Origin of the sequence: Dyadobacter psychrotolerans (assembly GCF_004349265.1) — a bacterium.
In the GTDB taxonomy this organism is placed as follows: domain Bacteria; phylum Bacteroidota; class Bacteroidia; order Cytophagales; family Spirosomataceae; genus Dyadobacter; species Dyadobacter psychrotolerans.
Genome location: NZ_SMFL01000015.1, coordinates 71,210 through 90,835, shown reverse-complemented (window position 1 = coordinate 90,835; position 19,626 = coordinate 71,210). Strand labels below are relative to the sequence as shown.

The 19,626-nt window shown below is 41.9% G+C and carries 16 protein-coding genes and 1 pseudogene; 8 read left to right on the top strand and 9 right to left on the bottom strand.

What is annotated here, in order from left to right; all coding sequences use genetic code 11:
* Positions 1–163 precede the first annotated feature (163 nt).
* Complete coding sequence (locus E0F88_RS27995; RefSeq protein WP_131961649.1) at positions 164–3,385, top strand: PAS domain-containing protein; 3,222 nt, start codon at positions 164–166, stop codon at positions 3,383–3,385.
* Between the two features lie 533 nt (positions 3,386–3,918).
* On the opposite strand, the gene E0F88_RS27990 is transcribed toward E0F88_RS27995, so the two are convergent.
* The 4 genes from E0F88_RS27990 to E0F88_RS27975 all read right to left on the bottom strand — a co-directional run bounded on the left by E0F88_RS27990 (position 3,919) and on the right by E0F88_RS27975 (position 7,559).
* Positions 3,919–4,725, bottom strand: coding sequence for an alpha/beta hydrolase (locus tag E0F88_RS27990; RefSeq protein WP_131961648.1), 807 nt, complete (start codon positions 4,723–4,725; stop codon positions 3,919–3,921).
* A 176-nt stretch (positions 4,726–4,901) separates the two neighbouring features.
* Positions 4,902–6,749, bottom strand: coding sequence for a hypothetical protein (locus tag E0F88_RS27985; RefSeq protein WP_131961647.1), 1,848 nt, complete (start codon positions 6,747–6,749; stop codon positions 4,902–4,904).
* Positions 6,750–6,837: 88 nt separating this feature from the next.
* A complete protein-coding gene (locus E0F88_RS27980; protein WP_131961646.1) occupies positions 6,838–7,101 on the bottom strand; it encodes a hypothetical protein in 264 nt (87 codons plus the stop codon).
* Between the two features lie 29 nt (positions 7,102–7,130).
* Entirely contained in the window at positions 7,131–7,559 is a 429-nt protein-coding gene (locus E0F88_RS27975; protein ID WP_131961645.1) for an EamA family transporter, read from the bottom strand.
* Between the two features lie 257 nt (positions 7,560–7,816).
* Between E0F88_RS27975 and E0F88_RS27970 the strand changes: the two genes are divergently transcribed.
* Entirely contained in the window at positions 7,817–8,560 is a 744-nt protein-coding gene (locus tag E0F88_RS27970) for an RDD family protein (RefSeq protein ID WP_131961644.1), read from the top strand.
* A gap of 142 nt (positions 8,561–8,702) precedes the next feature.
* Here E0F88_RS27970 and E0F88_RS27965 read toward each other — a convergent pair whose 3' ends face one another.
* The 5 genes and pseudogenes from E0F88_RS27965 to E0F88_RS27945 all read right to left on the bottom strand — a co-directional run bounded on the left by E0F88_RS27965 (position 8,703) and on the right by E0F88_RS27945 (position 14,749).
* Positions 8,703–9,728: a glycoside hydrolase family 43 protein gene (locus E0F88_RS27965; protein ID WP_131961643.1), complete on the bottom strand. Its 1,026-nt coding sequence runs from the start codon at positions 9,726–9,728 to the stop codon at positions 8,703–8,705.
* A gap of 39 nt (positions 9,729–9,767) precedes the next feature.
* Positions 9,768–10,133 (bottom strand): annotated as a pseudogene (locus E0F88_RS27960) (DUF4180 domain-containing protein).
* A 385-nt stretch (positions 10,134–10,518) separates the two neighbouring features.
* Entirely contained in the window at positions 10,519–10,827 is a 309-nt protein-coding gene (locus tag E0F88_RS27955) for a hypothetical protein (RefSeq protein WP_131961642.1), read from the bottom strand.
* 182 nt (positions 10,828–11,009) lie between these two features.
* Positions 11,010–12,377 carry an arylsulfatase gene (locus E0F88_RS27950; protein ID WP_131961641.1) on the bottom strand — a complete coding sequence of 456 codons (1,368 nt, stop codon included), beginning with the start codon at positions 12,375–12,377 and terminating at the stop codon, positions 11,010–11,012.
* A 281-nt stretch (positions 12,378–12,658) separates the two neighbouring features.
* Positions 12,659–14,749: an alpha-galactosidase gene (locus E0F88_RS27945; protein WP_131961640.1), complete on the bottom strand. Its 2,091-nt coding sequence runs from the start codon at positions 14,747–14,749 to the stop codon at positions 12,659–12,661.
* A gap of 183 nt (positions 14,750–14,932) precedes the next feature.
* Between E0F88_RS27945 and E0F88_RS27940 the strand changes: the two genes are divergently transcribed.
* From E0F88_RS27940 to E0F88_RS27915, 6 genes are all read left to right on the top strand, one after another.
* Positions 14,933–15,307 carry a YchJ family protein gene (locus tag E0F88_RS27940; protein WP_131961639.1) on the top strand — a complete coding sequence of 125 codons (375 nt, stop codon included), beginning with the start codon at positions 14,933–14,935 and terminating at the stop codon, positions 15,305–15,307.
* A 127-nt stretch (positions 15,308–15,434) separates the two neighbouring features.
* Positions 15,435–16,226 (top strand): DUF3050 domain-containing protein, encoded by a 792-nt coding sequence (locus tag E0F88_RS27935; protein WP_131961638.1) that lies wholly within the window; start codon positions 15,435–15,437, stop codon positions 16,224–16,226.
* Between the two features lie 103 nt (positions 16,227–16,329).
* Positions 16,330–16,569: a hypothetical protein gene (locus tag E0F88_RS27930; protein ID WP_131961637.1), complete on the top strand. Its 240-nt coding sequence runs from the start codon at positions 16,330–16,332 to the stop codon at positions 16,567–16,569.
* Positions 16,570–16,714: 145 nt separating this feature from the next.
* Positions 16,715–17,302: a TetR/AcrR family transcriptional regulator gene (locus tag E0F88_RS27925; protein WP_131961636.1), complete on the top strand. Its 588-nt coding sequence runs from the start codon at positions 16,715–16,717 to the stop codon at positions 17,300–17,302.
* Between the two features lie 67 nt (positions 17,303–17,369).
* Positions 17,370–18,107, top strand: a complete 738-nt coding sequence (locus tag E0F88_RS27920) for an SDR family oxidoreductase (protein WP_131961635.1) — start codon at positions 17,370–17,372, stop codon at positions 18,105–18,107.
* Between the two features lie 146 nt (positions 18,108–18,253).
* Entirely contained in the window at positions 18,254–19,594 is a 1,341-nt protein-coding gene (locus E0F88_RS27915) for a Gfo/Idh/MocA family protein (protein WP_131961634.1), read from the top strand.
* The last annotated feature ends 32 nt before the right edge of the window (positions 19,595–19,626 follow it).

The window sequence follows — 19,626 nt, the reverse complement described above, 5'->3', positions numbered from 1 at the left end:
TTTTGAAAGTGCCAAATAATATTCAAGATATACGTAATGTCAGAAGTTGGGTATATCTTTCGTTTGCAGACATTAATTAACTGGCTACAAAGAACCAGGACATACGATATTCTTTTATTCGTCTGATATTTTAATCACGTTATGTTTACAAAAACTTTATTACATGGAAGGCACATCTAAGCCATTTAGTCCGGATAGTGCGGCAGAGATACAACGCCTGGAACTGGCGCTCGAATCCGCAGGAATAGGGACATGGGAATTGGATTTTAATACAGGTCAGGTGCGTTGGTGCCACAGGACCAAAGCGCTATTCCATTTTAGTGGCGACGACATTGTGCCTCTTGAAAAATTACTGGAGCAGATTCACCATGCTGACCGTCAGTTATTTGAGGAGTCATTAAAGTTTTTAAATTATCATCCTTCTCCCAATACATTATCGGTCGAAATTCGTGCAGACGAAAAAGTAGAAGCGGATACAATCTGGGTTTCCTGCAAAGGCCAAATCCATGTAGATCCTTCGAATAACACTAACCGCTTTCTGGGTACCTTCATCGATGTAACCAAAGATGTTCTAAGCAGAGAACAGGTAAGAGAGGGGGAAAAGCACCAGCGGGGCTTTCAAACAATCGTTGAACAGGCGCCCATGGCTATCGGTCTTTTGAAAGGTCGGGACTTTGTCATAGAACTGGGAAACGAAAAGATTTTTGAAGTTTGGGGTAAAGATTCGTCCGTTATCGGAAAACGGTTAATTGATGCACTTCCTGAGATTAAAGACCAGGTTTTCATGGAAATTCTGGGTGATGTTTATGAGTGTGGAGAGCCGTATTACGGCAATGGAATGCTTGCAAAACTTATTCGTAACGATTCTCCGGAAAATGTATATTTCGATTTTGTGTATACACCCATGCGTGATGATGATGGTGTCATAAACGGTATTATGATCCTTGCCACCGAAGTAACGCGACAATATCATGCCATCAGAAATCTAGCCGAGAGCGAATCCAAGTTCCGTGCACTGATTGATCAGGCTCCGGTTGCGACATGCCTTTTTGTTGGAAAAGACATGGTCGTTGAGCTGGCCAATCAACCCATGATCGATTATTGGGGTAAGGATAAATCGGTTATTGGCAAACCGCTTCGTGAAGCATTGCCGGAACTGGAAGGCCAGCCATTCTTAGATATTTTGGACGAGATATTAACGACTGGCGAAGCTTACAGCTCAAAAAACGCTCCGGTTGAAATTGAAGTCGGTGGCGTAATGAGTACCTACTATTTTAATTTTACATACAAACCAATTTTTGACGGTGAAGGTGAGGTTTATGGAATAGTCAATATGTCCATTGATGTCACGGCACAGGTACTTGCTCAAAAAGCCCTGGAAGAAAGCGAAGCAAAATTACGATCTGTCGTCGCTTCTGCTCCCGCTGCCATAGGACTTTTCGTGGGCAGGGATCTGATTGTAGAAATGCCTAACCAAGCCTTTATTGACATTGTGGGAAAAGGGCCGGACATTGTTGGTATTCCGCTTCGTGAGGTAATGCCGGAACTTAATAACCAGGCATTTTTGCAAATTCTGGACGACGTATTTACTACCGGAATTATGTATCAAAGCTTCGGCGCACAGGTCAATATAGTGCAAAATGGAGTAATGAGCCACAATTACTACAATATCACTTACTCTCCTATTTTTGATAATGAAGGTAAAGTTTATGCAATTCTGGACATCGCCATAGATGTTACTGAAAGAGTCCTTGCCCAACAACAGGTTGAGGAAAGTGAAAGACAACTTCTCGACTTATTTGAACAATCACCAATCGCAATTGCAATCATTAGTAAGGACAACCTGACGATAACGATGGCCAATCCATTTTATGGAGAAATGGTCGGACGAAAAATTGAGGAGGTTATTGGAAAACCTATGCTTGAAGCTATGCCTGAACTAGTTGGACAAGGTTTTGAAAAGCTTATAGAGAGCGTTATGTCTACAGGTATTCCATATCTTTCAAAAGAGCAGCCGGTTGACATACTGCGTAACAATGAAATTCGAAAAATTTATATTGATCTGACTTACCAACCTCAGCGTGATGCAGAAAATCATATCACCGGCGTGTTTGTAGTAGCCACTGATGTTACGCAGCAGGTTGAAGCAAGGCAAAAAATAGAAGAAGCCGAAAGTTCCCTGCGCGGAGCTATCGAATTAGCAGACCTGGGAACCTGGCAGCTGGATATTGTTAATGGAACACTGGAATTTTCTGAAAGGCTGAAAGGATGGTTTGGCTTTGAAAAAGAGGATACCATTACACCTGAGCAAGGTTTTCTGCCTATCAGGGAATCGGATAAACCGGTAATGCAAGCTGCAATGGATCATGCCCTAAAGATGGGTACTGATGGTATTTTTGATGTAGAGTACCGTTTGGATACAGGCGGAATGGAACGAATTATACATGCGCAGGGTAAGTCTTTTTACAATGAAAAGGGAGAAGTTTATAAAGTTGTTGGTACTGCTCAGGACGTTACTGTACAGCGTAAAGTAAAACTTGCTCTGGAACAGCAAGTTCAGGAACGAACCGAAGAGCTGGAAGTCATGAACGAAGAACTTGCCTCTATAAACGAAGAGTATGTTGCAACCAATGAAGAACTTGCAGAGTCCAACAACCTGCTTGTGCAATCCAACCTGAACCTGCAGCAATTTGCCTACGTTGCCTCTCACGACTTACAGGAACCACTTCGCAAGATACAGTCATTTGGAAATCTGCTGGTTAACCGGTATTCCGAACAGCTTGGTGAAGGTGTTGGTTATCTCTCACGGATGCAAAGCGCTGCCAAACGCATGTCCGATTTAATTGAAGACCTGCTAACGTTTTCTAAGATTTCGAGTAAAAAAGAGAATACGCAAACGATTTCACTATCGGAAGTCATTCATGATGTGTTGACAGACCTGGAATTAGTGATCCAGGAATCCGCTGCCGAAGTTACAGTTACTCATCTTCCGGACATTCAGGGCGATCCTACACAGATTGGACAGCTGTTTCAAAATCTGATCAGCAATGCGCTCAAATTCCGTAAACCGAATGTGAACCCGGTCATAAATATCAGATCTGAAATTGTTTCGAATAACGATTTGCCCCTATCGGTTGTTCCGAGCCGGGCGGCAAGTTTATACTATAAATTTGAAGTGTCAGACAACGGCATCGGGTTCGACCAGAAATATGCGGACCGCATTTTTCAGCTTTTCCAGCGCCTGCACGGCAGAAGCGAATATACTGGAACAGGGATAGGATTGGCTATCTGCGACCGGGTTGCGGCCAATCACGGAGGTACCATTTCGGTCACCAGCGAACCCGGACGAGGATCTACGTTTAGTGTTTATCTTCCTTTTCAATAAAAACAAATTCCTTTGAACAAAAAATAACCCAAGGCTTCGGCCTTGGGAATCGCATTCAATGACATTAATTTGAAGTGTTTGTTTGAAACCATTGCTATTTTTAAAATAATCGTACAGAATAAACCGGTTTCAAAATTCGTGGCCTTTTCCGCGACTTTTCACTATTGTTGGAATATGGAGAAGGCATTTTCTCTTCCTGATTACTCTTTTGAAAAGGATTGGTATCTTCCCTAAAATGCATTGGTGAATCTAACAAATTTGCATGCACCGGCTTTGATGATCTGATTGAAGTTTTCATAAGTGTTTTGGTTTTTAGTTGTATATAGTTTACTTACAAAACCATGCCTGAAAGCTCATAAATTCTGGTTTTTTGAAAATTATTTTTCTAATATTTAAAAATAGATAAGATACTGATTATCAGACATAACGCATCCTGTTTTATCTATTTTTCAACCCGCATTATTTTCATAAAACTAAAAAGATCAGCTTTTACCCTGATCTTTTCACCTCTTGATAATGTTTCCCTGCTGTGTTTATACCGCTGTATGAACCTGATGCATTTCCAGCCAGTTGTGAACATAGGATGCTACTTCCTCCCATCCCGGCTCCCCGCAAATATAATGTGATCTACCTTCGAATTCGTGGAACGAAGCTTCTCCGCTCACGTCATCGGTGTAGGCTTTGCTGTTTTTTTCAACCAATTCTGTCGGAATGATCTGGTCTTCTTTTGCGCTGATGAACAAAAGCGGTACATGTGGCAAATCCAGATCTATGTGCCCGTTAGGTCCAAGACATCCGCGTAACACATTCCGGCTGTCATGCGTTGCTGTTTCCGTGTACGCGATACGTGCGGCAGCTTCGTCGAGAGTGTTACAGAAAGCTTCATGGAAACCTTCCGGTGTTTGTTTAAATGGCTCATCTCCTTTAAAAGGATTTGCAATTGCCGCCACATTTTTGAAAAACGGCCAGTCCAGCGTCATCATCATATTAGGAGCAACAGGACATACGGGAACGGCAAGACTTGCCAGATTTCGGTTTACAAAAATTTGTGCAAGCAACCCTCCTACCGAATGTCCAATAATGATCGGTTTTTCGTTTATTTCCACATTATTGCCACCTGCAGCTATTACTTCTGCCTCCATCGCGTTGATCACGTCTTCCAGCATCAGATCGCAAAGAGTTGCCGGCGGATTATTCTTTAACCGCTCAGGGTCACCGGCGTGGTCGGGCCATGATGGCGCCACACAATTGTATCCGCGTTCTGTGAAATAGGCAACCCAATTATCCCAGCTTTTAGAATTCTGGAACATTCCGTGTATAAAAACAATGGTCTTTTTCATGATATAAGTGTTGGTGTTTAGTTTGTAATTGGTGCCGCTATTTAAAAAATCAGGCCAGAACCGCCATTTAGAGCCTATGGTTGTATATAGCTGTTTTTTAAGAATAGAAAAGTTGCGCGGGTGATGCAGCAGTACAACGGCCTTATTAAATCGACTCTGAAACAGTAAAACAGGGGTTACTTCTGGGCTTTGATCACATAGATAAGTTTGTCCTGCGTCTCGATTACGACAGACACAACAGACTGTGTGCCGCTCTTCAGGCTTGTTTTTTCTAAACGAGGCTTTGCCGAATCATCATAAATGATTGTGATTGTTTCACCGTTTTTCCTGAGACTGATTTCTCCCGGTTTTGAAAGATCGATTTTATCATCTTCGTTTATAAGCAATGGAAGAGTTTCTGTAAAAGCTCCTGCATGTTTCACGGTGACACTTATTTGCTCTTTATCGAATTTCAATGATTTTTCACCCTGGCTGCCCAGTGCATAAATTACCGTTAACACACCTGCCGGAAAATCGGAAATTCCCGGCTGTGCAATAACCGGCTGACCGTTTACGGTCATTTTTGCCGGAAGATCACCGGATTCGTAAAGTTTCCCTCCAGCCGCCTTGGTACCCCAGGCAGCTACATCAGAATCAGCCTGTGATTGCAGGAATGATCCCGAGCGGGAGTTCCATAGAAGTCCAAGGCCATAACGCTGACGCTTATTGATAACCGGCCCGGAATTGAATACTGCATAATAACCAGGCTGCCGGATAAAGGTAAAAGAAGTTGGCTGCCGGCTATCGGTACGCTGTTGAATAAATTCACTTTTAGTGAAGTAAGGAAGTTTTTTAACCGCCGCTTGTTTTTGCTCGTTGGTGGGATACCATTGATAGCGATTAAGGTGTAGTAAAATGGTGGGGGAATACACTTCAAGTTTGTCAACCTCAGGCCAGTTTTCTACAATCTGTTTTCTTTTTTGTTTATTGGTTTCGTCAATTTCTTCTTTTGAAGGTGTAAAAGCGCGCAGCAGTTCTACTGATCCACCCAGAGGGCTTCGCGGAAAATAGGCAGCGATAACCGGAGCGGAAGTACGGGTTTCTGTTGCTCTGTTCAGTGTGAAGAACTTACTGTCCGGCTCTTTCACAGAATTTAACGCAATCCAGTCTACATATCGTTTCTCTTCTTCAATTATTCCTTTTCCAATTTCTGAATTCCGTGTGAAATCATAAATCAAACGCATGTTGCTATGATGTGTATTCAGATTGTAACCATGATCCGTTCCTCCCCCTTCATAAAAAAAACCAGCCGGACTCTGAAAATCTTTTACGGTTTCAGCGATTTTCTTTTTAAGCAGAACCTCCATTTCTTTATCCGGATAGAGTTTAATATAGGCCAGTGCACCGGGAAAACATGCGGTAAACTGGTTTGTATAATTTTTACCATGGTCATAAAACTCCTTATCACGAAGAATAAACATGATCGCTTTTCTGTCTGCTTCCCTGGTTTTTCTTAAAATTCCGGAATCTATTCCACCGGTTTTTTCCAGAAATTCCAGGGTGCGGCCCATACATAAGGTAGCAAACGATGTTCCTGCAAGATTCCACTTTTGAACACCATATTCACTGAATCTGCCGGTGCTGTCCTGTAAACGTATCCAAAAATGCAAAGCCGCCTCAATTCGAATTTTTACTGCGGGATCTTTGTAATAGGGATTCCAGGGACGTTTGGTACTATAAAAGTAAGCGAGAGAAAGTATGTTTTCCATAATCCTCGCATTGTAAGGCTTGTTATCAGCCGGTCGCCTCCAGATCGGAAGATCGATAAAACCTTTGTCCGGATCGCTTTCCCTCACACTATTAGCAACCGTATGAAAGTGTTTCAGATAATAGGGCAGATCAAGTTCATCATCTGTAAAATCCGATGGTTTAAGTTTGCTGAGATCAACATCTTTCACTTTGGGCCAGGGCTGTGCGGACAAAGAAAGAATAGCCAGGCAAGAAAATAAAATCAGAAGAATTGTGGGGCGATATAATTGAGTCATGATATTCCATATAAATAAAGTTACAAGGATTTTATCATGGTTTATTACTCAAAAACTAACACAAGCACTATATTATTTACCTGCCTGTTTATTTCGCGGACTCGGTTTCGAGGATTAAAGCTCTGTAATAATCTACTTTACTTTCAAAATTTCTGATGCCTGTTTCATAGATAATTTTCAGAGAAAGCAGATCGTCATAATCCGCCTTATAAGTTTCGTCTGCCTCCTCGGTGTAATCAAATCCGGGCAGCAGTTTGTTCAGTTTTTCCAGTGAGGCTTTATTTTGTTTGAGGCGGTACAAATTCCAGTCCACCATGGACTGATATCGTTGTAAAGGTGTTTTTTCTTTCATTTTGATCTGTTAAATACTTTTAAAAACCGTTATTTACCTGTGTCGGACAGAGCAATTAAAACCGCGCCGCTGATGATCAAAACTGCTCCCACAACAAGCTGCCAGGTAATTTTTTCTTTGAGAAATAAAACAGACAATAAAATAGCAACAACAACGGACGACCGCTCAATTGTTGTTACATAAGAGGCCTGTCCTATCGATAATGCTTTAAATGAAAATAAAGTGGAAAGCGTGGTTGCCAGGCCTGCAAGAAGTAGTAATATCCATGCTTTGGCTTCAATTTCCTTAATTCCGCCAAATGTACCCTGCCAGGTCACAACACCCCAGGTAATACAAAAAATCAGAACGGATTGGATCGCAAAAGCCAGGCTTGAATCAACTTTTTTTAAACCTGCTTTTGTTAAGACTGTAACCAACGCCGCAGAAATAGCAGCCATAATTGCCCAAATGATCCACATATTTCATTAACCCGATTTAGTATTTGTTAACCAGAGGAAGCCGTTTTACTATTTCAGAAATAACATCATCGATTTCAAACTGAATTACTTGTATTAAAACATCCATACCACCAATGCGGGCGCGCTGCTAAATTTTAGGATGTTACACTTATCTGAGTAAACCTGAAGAAACATTTTCTTACTACTGATAATAAGATTACTTACGGATACGAATTATTCTGTAATTTATACGAGAAGAAAACTTAACCCTCCCGAAAATGAACACAATTTTGGCAAGCAGGAAAAGAAGAGTTGCGGCTTTTCTGATCGACCATTTTGTAATAACTTCAATCATGGTTTCTGCCACTTTTCTGGCACTGGGCCAGGACTTGATGAATAGAGCAGGAATGGAAAAATTTCCGCTAATCCTTTTAGCCGTTACGCTGCCAGGATTTCTGCTTTATTTTGGAAAAGACAGTTTTAGTGGAATCAGCCCGGGAAAATGGATTATGGGCATTATGGTCCGTGATGCTGAAAACAAGCAGCAAACCCCTTCTGCGGGAAGACTTTTTCTTCGAAATCTACTTTTGGTAATCTGGCCGGTCGAAGTTCTGATTTTGGCAACAAATGATGATAAAAAGCGACTTGGCGATAAAGTTGCAAAAACCATCGTCGTTCAAAATCCGGATAAACCCACCAAACAACCCCGGATTCTGGCGTTACTGGTATTGATAATTTCCTTTTTTGCATTTACACTTTTATTTACGGCAAACGTCATGAAAAGTTCGGATGCCTACAAAGCAGCGATTCGGGAAATTGAGAAAAATGAAGAAATTCGAACCGAGACCGGCGGGATTAAAGGTTATGGTTTTATACCAACCGGATCTATCAACATCATAAACGGGCATGGCCAGGCCCAGCTTGGTATTAAGGTCCTGGGAAACGATCAAAACGTTTCGGTAAATGTTCAGCTGAAAAAAGAACCCGAGGGAGAATGGAAGTTGATTGACCTGCAAAAGTAAACCATACAATTGCAATCTCATCTTCACAAGTTGACTTCAAGCCCAGGGGCTTCAAAATGAATACCCCCCGGCAAAACCGGGGGATTTTAAGATCATAGATGATAAAAATAAACCCGACGGGTTGAACGTCAATATCAATTAACTATAACTGAGAAAGATCCCAGCTGTTTTTCCACTCTACGCCAGGCGTACCGTTTTTAAACTGAATCGGCAGCCACAGATAACGGCTGTCTTTCAGATCCTTCGGGTTCCATTTATCTGCCATGAAAATAAATGCATTCTTTTTACCTTGAACGGGCAGGACAAACGTCGATTGTCCGCCAAAAGTGAGCGCAGCATCCGGACCGGACATAGGATCACCAACAAGTTGCCAGGGACCAAAAAGTGATTTTGAAACATGCAGCGTAGCCTTATTCGGAGCCCAGCCGGTGCATCCGCTTGTGATCAGATAATAATTCCCATCCTTTTTAAATAAGGCAGGAGCCTCCCGGTGTTTGCTGAACAAAAGTGTATCTTGTGTGGAGGGATTCAAATAGTCCTTTTCCAGTTTCGAGATGCGCAGATCATAATTATCTTTTGCAGAATAGATGTGATAAGCCGAGCCGTCGTCATCTACAAATAAGCCCATATCGCGGGACATGTGTCCATTTGGCCTGAAACTTTTCTGATAAATAAACGGCCCTGTTGGTTTGTCGCTCACAGCAACGGCAGCACGGGCCGCGTTGTAGCCCTGACCTTTCAGTTCGAGGTGAAACCACATGACATACTTTCCTGTCTTTTTATTAAAAATTACTTTTGGACGTTCAATGATACTTCCTCTTACGATGTCACTTGCAGTATCCGATACGGTTGCCAACGCAATCCCTTCCGGTTTCCAGTTGTAGAGGTCTTTGGAAGAATAAACATTAACTCCTTTTGACTCACGCTCTCCGCGAATTTCGCCGTACCAATAGTAAGTTCCTTTTTGATAGAGCACCCCGCCGCCATGCGCATTGATCACTTCACCATTTACGTCTTTCCAAACTTCACCCGGTGTAAAGGCAGACTTTGTTTCTTCTGATTGACTGACTGTTATTGAAACCGGCTCTTTTAAGCCTGTTTTCTGATTCATTTCTGAAAAGAAAAATGACAGGCAGGCAAGGCCAACTGCAACGTTTAATTTAAGCATAAAATAGAAATTTGAAATTTAACCGATTCATTTACTCCTTCACATTTTATTTGACAACCTGCCGATCGCTTCTGATTTTGTGGCAACAAAATTGATCTGCCCGTGCTTATTGCTTTCAAAAATAAAGTCCTTTATACTTTTACTTTGATAAGCACTAAATTCACCGACAACGGCCAGACTCATCCTGTAATTTGAAAATTTTTGAAGTATTTCACCAGCGATACCCGTTTATAAATCAAAAAAATCAGGCGTAATATTTTTTTCATAAATAATAATTTTATCGAAATCCTGATAATACAAATTCCCGATTAAATCAACGCCATCTTCTACACTGGCAAGAATGATGTTGCCCGAAATGACTTCAGCAATTCTGGAATCATTGATTTGGTGTATTTCTATTTCCATATTTGTATTTATTCAATCTGCTTTTCCAGTCAAATATAACAGCCTGTGTACTTAAAAATTATCTCCACGGATTATCATTAACGTATACCATCATCAGGAATTTATTTTACAAAACAGGATTTTAAACTATAACTGGGAAGACTTCAAGGCAGGAAGGACACTTTTGTAGAATCAAAACCGAATAATGGCAATTTCAAATTAGGTTTTGCCCAGGGTTGGGTTCCCATTTTTGACACTCATCTACTTTAGGGCTGGTATTCCGGATGCTTCTTAAAAGCTTTTGGGTACTGTATTTCAAGAAATACGTTATGCTGAAAACACCAACGTGTTCGGGCAGTTGTTCTCTATCAGATCGATTTTAAAAAAACCAATTTCCGTTTTCTCGTTATAAGCTTGCAACACTAACCGGCGGCACGCCAACCAATACTTTCTGACTAACGTTTCCATTCAAATAGTCAACGGCCATGACGGCAATGGATCTTCCCTGAATGGTGGTGCTGGATACACCTGCGTAGGTTCTGTAATTTTCGAACAGGATGTCGGCAGCCTCTTCATAACCTTCCCGAATTGCGGCGTTGGCCGGATGATTCATTTCAGGACGTTCGAGCTTTTGGTATATCAAATTGATTGTTTCCTCAACGTGCTGAGGAGTCGGAAGTGTTAATGTCGGATCTTCAATATTAACTAAGGCCATTGAGCTGGTCGTGATTGATTTATGTATTTTACCTACTATAAATTTCATACCAATAACGCTCAAAATATATTACGGTAATGTTATTTAATGTTAAACTTCAAACTGACAGAAACTTTGCTACGACAACGCCCCTCTCCTGAGTTGGAGAAGGGCGTTGTGAACTTTATATTTTCACAAGTTAATTAATCCACCGGCCAGAATGCAGATTCAGTTCGTGCGGTAGTTAAATATGTCTCAATTTTTTTAACGATGTCCTTATTGCTCACGGATACGTCACGCATCTCGCCAAGGTCCGTTTTTAAATCATAAAGTTCAATTTTACCATCCTTTTTGATAGCTTTCCAATTGCCAAAACGTACTGCCTGCTCAAAGCCGTTTTCAAAAAATTCCCAGTACAAAAATCTTTGCGCCCCAGTTTTTTGACCTTTGAGCAAAGGATACAGACTGGTTCCGTCAGATGTAAAATTTGTCTTGGATTTGGCAATATCGGCAAAAGTGGGCATAATGTCGGCGAAATAACCAGGCGTGTCGTTTACTTTCCCCGCCGGCACCAAACCTGGTGCCCACACAATCAGAGGAACGCGGATTCCGCCTTCATATAAATCCCGTTTGTAACCTCTCAGATCTCCATTGGAATCAAAAAAATCGGCAACTGCAGTCAGCTGTTTTGTAGGCTCTGATCTTGGTCCGTTATCAGAACAAAAGAACACAATCGTGTTTTTTGAAAGACCGTTATCAACCAGATACTTTTTCAGTTTACCAACCGACTGATCCAGGTTCGAAACCATGGCTGCATAGGTTTTCGCATCTTTCGTCCAATCTTTATCCGCATATAACAACTCATCCGGAGCGTCCAGCGGCGAGTGCGGATTGTTGTAATTAACCATCAGGAAAAATGGCTTTTTTGCATTTTTCTGTCCTGATAAAAAATCGATCGCCTCGTCAGTTGCAATCTGATCCATGTAAGCTCCTTTATTTCCGTTGCGGTTTTTATCAATGGATTTAGTGTTTCCATTTACGTAACGCTCTGCCGGCCAGTAGCCGTTAGCGTAGGTTTTAGGATAACTGATCAGCCAGCCGGAAAAATGATCAAATCCTCTGTGGTTGGGAGCCGCCAAAGTATCATACCCATCCAGGTGCCACTTTCCGGCCATAGCCGTTGTGTAATCCGACTGCTGCAACAGGTTTCCGATCGTGAAATCTTTCTCACTCAGGTTTGCCCGGTAAATGGTTTGATCTCCTTTTTTGCCCGGCTTACCACCTTGTTTCGTCATGTTTCCGCGAATGGTGGTGTGCCCGGAATTAAGTCCCGTAATCAACACACTTCTGGAAGGAGAACATACGGGAGCACCTGCATGAAAATCGGTAAAAATAACGCCCTCCTTAGCCAGCTGATCAAGGTTAGGCGTTTTAATTAATTTTTGACCATAAACACCAATATCCGCATAACCCAGATCATCGGCCAGGACAAATATGATGTTAGGCGACTGGGCTGCAACCTTAGTAAACAGCAATACACAGACAACCAGTAGTTTAATTTGTTTAATCATAATCATGAAATTTTAAGGGCCGGGATTTCTCCCCAGCCCCGTAAGTACTTCTAATTTATGCAGGTAATTTAATCACTTCACCCTAATTATTAATTATAACCAGGATTCTGATAATTCTTTAATTTATCACTCGAACTTAAAGGTGATCCATTCTCATCTGTCAGCATGTTCATGAAGGATTGAGGGAATGGTTTAAAAGTATTTTTTGCACTGAATACCCCTGATTCTGGTGCAAATGCTAACCTGCTGACTGGTTAGCAAATTTGTAACCAGCTTTTAGTTCAGTTGGATTTTGAAACCTGATATTCGTAGAGTGCAAAACTGTTTTTCTCTGTCAAAGTAAAACTTATACTCCCATTCTCACTTACTGAAGCAGCAAAAGCTTTTCCTGAACCAAGCACCGGTTTGAACTGCACCTTCTCTCCCTGCCTAAACCAGGTAGTGACGGCCTTGCTTTTTTTAGCATTATCTTCTCTGAAAACCAATAAATAACCTTTTGTCGCAGATATAATCGATTGAAAACCTGTCCACTCACTGCCATTTGGCTCATCCCCAATCGGGAAAATCTGTCCGGAATGGATTTGCGATTGCAATTTACCGTATGACTTAATCAATTTGGCTGTACTAAAAGCTTCTTCAGGCAGGCTTGTCGCCTCAAACCATGCCAGAGGCTGGGCCATCATAGTTATGGCAAACAAATAATCAAACTTATAAACAGCCGGAGCGTAAGGATCGCCCCCGGGATACTTATCGGTGTTGCGCCATTTATTTAAAAATTCAATCTGAAGATTTTGAGCAGGCATGTAACGCGAAAGATTCCAGAAGTTCCTGAGTGTCCAGTAGGGATAATAATTAGTCCAGTCGGTATAGCGATTTTCCAGAAAAATGTTTCCGTACTCGTTAAAATAATGATAGCCATTTCTTCTGCCGGCGGTAGCATCCATGTTGAAGACTACCTCATAACCGGTATCTCTTAAAACCGAATCGAGCATTGACCTGAAATTGACTTCCGCCAGTTTGTCCTCAATAAGAACACCATCAATCTTAAAAGTACGTATGCCATATTGTTTATACAGACCAATCAGCGCCCGGGCATCTTTGTCCCAGTTTTTAAAACTGCTGTCTGTGCTTGGATTAAACCAAAGTGACAGTTCGATCCCACTTTTTTTTGCAATATCAACAATCGGTTTGAGCCCGTTTGGAAAGCGGGTTACGTCGGGTTTCCAATAATCAGGGTTGCGGTGCATACCCACAAATGATCCGCCCTTAAAGGCTGAATTTCCGGATTTACCGGTCTGCCAGCCATCATCCAGCTGGAAATAGGTCATGCCAAGGTCCGCTGCTTTCTTAATTTCTTCAACTGTAAATTTCTCACTGATTTTTTTATCCTGATTTCTGTCACCCCATGTATTCATCAGGATCATATCATCACGGTTGGTGCGACGCGGACGCTTGACATCCTGATAAGAACGAAGTGCCTGAAGCGTTTCGAGCTCACTCGTTCCGCCCAGTCCGATGGTAAACCCGTAACACCTGAGCCAGTCTGTCTGTGACAGATTCGCCGGCAAAACGCCCAGACCAACAGTTTGTATGTCTTCATTTTTAGCAAGAAAATCAAATCCGGGATTAGCCAGCTGTACAACAGATCCCGGCGATTCTTTTAATATAAAAAAATTACTGGCAGTTGGCAGTTCTTTGATCACAAGCAAGTTACCTTTTAAATAACCCGCCTGTCTGTACAGATTCAGCTCCGTTTCATTGACAAGCGTATTATTCCGATCGGTAATATCAGAAAACAATACAGATTTTAATTTAAAATGATTACCCTGAAACGACAACTTATCCATCCTCGGAACAGAAGCAGCCGGGCGCGTCAACTCTTTAACCGATTCAATATTTTTAGCGTTTGTAGTCGATACAGTTTCTGCATTTTGCCATGCTTGGGAAGCGGTCCCTTTCAGATAAAAAGTGCAGCTGATCGTGGCAGTATTTGTAAAAATTTGATAAATACGTTTCACATCCAGCGAACCCAGTTTCGTTGTGACAATGACTTCCAGGTGATCCGACTGGTTGGGCTTTCCAATAACTTTTTCAACTTTCAGATCGCCCTCGCCATCCGCTTTTTCATGGCCTGGAAACGCACAGTCCGGGGCCGTATTTTTCCACTTCCAAATCTTATTCTTTTTTTTATCCGTAAGACTTACCGTCATCAGGTTTCCCTTATTCCAGACAAAATCCCTGCGAATGAAATTATTTTCAATCGTTAGTGTATCGTTTTTCAGGATTGCCCTGCAGGAAGTCAGATCCTGACTTTTCGAAGGTTTTCCTGTTATCAGTAATAAAACGAAAAGAAAAAAACTGCGGTAATTCATTGGGTTATAGGATTAATGGTAAGCTTGTTTTTAAACAAGACGACAAAGCTGGTCATTTACCGTATCAGCAGAACGTCAAAATTTAGGGTCTTCAAAATGAATTAATCCCCGCCAATATGATTTGCCGGTTGAATCTTGCACGCACAGTGTAACTTTGTCAATGAAATTGAAAGTTTATTATTTATGAAAAATTGCTTTTGCGGAACAGCAAAACCCTTTTCAGCCTGCTGTAATCCGCTGATAAAAGGAAATATACCTGCGGACTCCGCTGAAAAACTGATGCGCTCCCGTTACAGCGCTTATGTTACCAGTGCCATCGACTACCTTTTAAATACCACCCATATTTCTAAAAGAGGCAGTTTGGCAAGAAAAGACATCCTCGACTGGGCGAAAAGTAATGTCTGGCTTTCGCTGGAAATTTTATATGCCGATGAAGATACGGTCGAGTTTAAAGCGCTTTTTAGGGACCGCAAAGGGAAAAAGCAGGTTCACCATGAAAAGTCATCATTTGTGTTTGAAGACGGACGCTGGTTTTATCTGGATGGAACCTTTGAGTAGACAAGGTTAAAACTTAAAAGTTCAACCGGCGGCGTCGAAGCAAATAGCAGAATTGTAACAGCAAGGACATAACTTTGCAACCCGAAAAAAACTTCTTTACAAAAAGAATACACGTATTGAAAATTAAATGAACCAGATCGAAAACCTAAAAGAGTCGACCGCTACTTACCGAAATGCACTGATAAACCATCGGTTGTACAGCCAAATCAAGTCTCTTGAAGATCTTAGTATTTTTATGGAATCCCATGTATTTGCTGTCTGGGATTTCATGTCGCTACTTAAAGTCCTTCAGCAGAAACTTACCTGTGTATCGGTTCCATGGGTGCCGGTCGGTAACGCGGAAACCCGATTCTTAATAAATGAAATCGTTACAGGCGAGGAAAGTGATGTCGATCAGCAGGGAAGGCGTTGCAGCCATTTTGAGCTATATTTAGATGCGATGAGGCAGGCAGGTGCGGGCACCGAGGAAATCCAAAGTATGCTGAAATTTTTGCAGGAAGGAAAGTCGCTTACGGAATGTTTGGAACAATGCGGCGCAGAAAAACCTGTTGTGGATTTTGTAAAACATACGTTTTCTGTAATTGATCATGAGCAGGCCCATGTTCAGGCTGCCGTCTTTACTTTCGGCCGTGAAGATCTGATTCCGGGAATGTTTATCTCGTTTGTAAGCGAATTGCATGAACATGCTCCTGAAAGTATCAGCATCTTTAATTATTATCTGCAAAGGCACATTGAAGTAGACGGCGACCATCATTCGCATCTCGCCTACCAGATGACCGAATCCCTTTGCGGCAACGACCCGGTTAAATGGCAACAGGCAACAACAGCGGTTGCTCAGGCGCTCAATCAAAGGATCAGTTTGTGGGATGGTATAGCAGTCGCCATTGAAAAAAAGCAACCCATTTCATTGAACGCTTAAACGGAGTCGATCCGCTTAGTATAACAGAAATCACTAAGCGAGAGAATCATTCGCCAGAAGTCTTTTTTAAAACATTACTAAAATTTTATCTAAACCAAACAACATGTCATTACCCAACCAGCAGGATCAGTTCAGAGAAAAATTAGCAGCCTGGCTGGGAATTACTTACGACGAGCTTGAAGAATACGGAGAAGACGTTGAAGCGCTGGACAATTACAGCGAGGTGGAAGACTACGATTATTTTATCCAGTTTAGCGAGGTTACACCAAGTGAAATTCTCACTAAAATGGATCGGATAGGTGAAGATAATATTGTCTATTTTAATCTGGAAGAACTGGAATAATTATTATCCCGGAGTTACTAAAAGCGAAACAAACCTGACAATCAGCACTTTGTCTCGCTTTATTATTTTTATTAATTTTTATTTACAAAATTATAGGAATTGACCGATCGGTCATTTAATTTTGTATTGTTAACCAGTTATCATCATGAAAAAGGCAGAAAAAACAAAGCAGTTTATTATTGAAAAGTCGGCGCCGGTTTTCAATGTGAAGGGTATTGCGGCTACTGCAATGAGCGATGTGATGGAAGCGACCAAACTGGCTAAGGGAAGCCTTTACGTGCACTTTGAAAATAAAGAGGAGCTTTCGGCCTGCGTGGTGGATTATTGTTTAAAAACGCTGGCAGATAAAGCAGCTTTATCGACGAACATACAGCAGACGGCCAGAGCTAAATTATTTGCCTTCATTGATTTTTTTAGCAATCCGCTGGATTCTCCCATCTTTGGTGGATGCCCGATGATCAATTTTGGCATGGAAGCTGATGATACAAATCCTGTTATCCGCAAAAAAGTAAACCGGATGATCGAAAGTGTGCAGGAAAATATTACGGCCATGATCGAAGAGGGAAAATCCGCAGGTGAATTTGAAACGGAATGGGATTCCGAGGAATTTGCGGTTAAAACATTCGCTATGCTGGAAGGTGGCATTATGATTTCCAAAGTGTCTGGTAACAAAGATAAAATGAAGGTTATAGCACGAATACTAAAAAATGAAATTGAGGCACAGGTGCTGTGATTTTTTTTGCAAAAAATATGACCGTTCGGTCATTAATAGTTATATTTAATTAAAACCAAAAAATAAAATGAAAACGACAAATAATACGGTGCTGATCAGTGGTGGAAGTGCAGGCATCGGCCTTGAAATCGCGAAATTATTCTCTGCCAACGGGAACAAAATTATCATCACCGGGAGAAACAAGGAGAGGCTTGACAAAGCATTGAGCCAGCTAAACAACGCAACCGGGATCGTCTCTGATGTTAGCGACAGCAAGGACACTGAAGCATTGGTAGAAACTTTAGTAAATGATTTTCCTGATCTTAACATTGTCATCAACAACGCCGGCCAGGCATATTTATACGATGTGTCAAATAGTGCAGGAGCTTTCGAAAAAGCTGAAGATGAAATACTAACCAACTACCTGGCTGTCATTCGCTTGAATGAAAAACTTCTACCTTTGCTCAAATCTCGGACAGAAGCCGCTATTGTTAATGTATCTTCTGTGGTTGCGTTTGTGCCGGGAAGTCTGGCGACTTATTCTGCGAGTAAGGCCGCGCTTCACTCCTACTCTCAGTCTCTTCGTATCGCGCTTGCCCGCACCAGCGACGTAAAAGTTTTTGAGCTTATGCCACCTTTAGTAGATACTGAGTTCTCGGCACCCATCAACGGTAAAAACGGAATGGCCGCTTCGGCAGTTGCCAGTGATTTTATAGAAGCGCTTCAAAACGATCTATATGAGATCCGGGTAGGCAACACACAACACATTTATGACCTTTATTTAAGCTCACCGGCAGAAGCTTTGAATGCAATGCAGCCGGCCTGATTTGCCAATTAGAAAACAGATTCATCCAGTCTGTTTTCTAATTTTATTTAAATTGTTCGTAAGCAGATTAAAGAAGTTTATCAGGACAGGAACAATTATTGTTGACGGTTTTCAAAAGCCTTTTTGAAAAACTTAATCAACAAACAATGGAACCAATAACCCGGCCCAATGAGCCTTTTATAAACACAGACGCGAATTTCAAATCTAATATTTCCCGTAAAGACTTTCTTTCCAAAACAACCCGATTTGTAACCATCGGATCGGTGGGAAGTTTCGTATTCGGCAATTCGATCACAGGTGATGCGAACGCTCAGACGCCGCCAAAATCACCAGCACCCATTGACGACAAACCTATTGTGCTGGAACAATGGAAGTCGGATGTAGACCAGCAATCCGGCCCGGTGCCCACTCCTCTTCCGCCGGACCGAAGGATCGGGTATGCAGTAGTTGGGCTTGGACATTTGTCTTTGGAAGAAATTATTCCTGCCTTATTCAGCTGTAAAAAATCAAAGCTGGTGGCGCTGGTTAGCGGAACGCCGGAAAAAATGAAAAAGGTTGCAGCTCAGTATGGCATCAAATCACAGAACTGTTACTCCTATCAGACATATGACCAGCTCAAAAATAACAAGGAAGTAGATGTAATTTACATTGTGCTGCCGAACGGAATGCACAAAGAGTATGTGATCCGTGGTGCAAAAGCAGGTAAACACATTCTTTGTGAAAAACCGATGGCAAACACCTCAGAGGAATGCAGGGGGATGATCGATGCCTGTAAAAAAGCTGCGGTAAAGCTGATGGTAGCATATCGGATTCAGTATCAGCCTCATAACCGTAAACTTAGGGAAATGGTGCAAAAGAGAGAGTTCGGAGCACCCAAATTTATAGAAGCTTCCAACTGCCAGAGCAGCGCCAACCCGGACCACTGGCGACATAAGATTAAACTCGCCGGCGGAGGCGCACTGCCCGATATCGGACTGTACTGCCTAAACACAACGCGGTTCGTATTGGGAGAGGAACCAGCAGAAGTATTTGCATACCAATACAGTACACCTGGCAATCCGCTTTTTACCGAAGTAGAAGAAATGGTTTCATGGCAAATGCGCTTTCCCAGCGGCGTTGTGGCAAACTGTTCGACCCACTACAACGTACATGAAAGCCGCCACTACCGGGTACTTTGTGAAAGAGGATGGCTGAATATGGACAAGGCTTATGCTTACAAAGGACAGCAACTGACCGGTGCTAAGGCTGATGGAAAACTTGAATTACAGCAAAATATCGGGTTGGCAGAAAAGAACCAGTTCGCAACCGAAATGGACTATTTTTCAGATTGTATTATCAGCAACAAAATGCCGCTTACCCCCGGTGAAGAAGGCCTACAGGATCATATTCTGATGGAAGCTATTTATCAATCAGCAAAGGAAGGCAAACCGGTAAAACTTCAGGACGGTGTTATTGTTGCAAAAGGTACCGAGCCCGAGGAAGACTAAAATTAAGAATATCCGACAGGGCGAATGAGGTT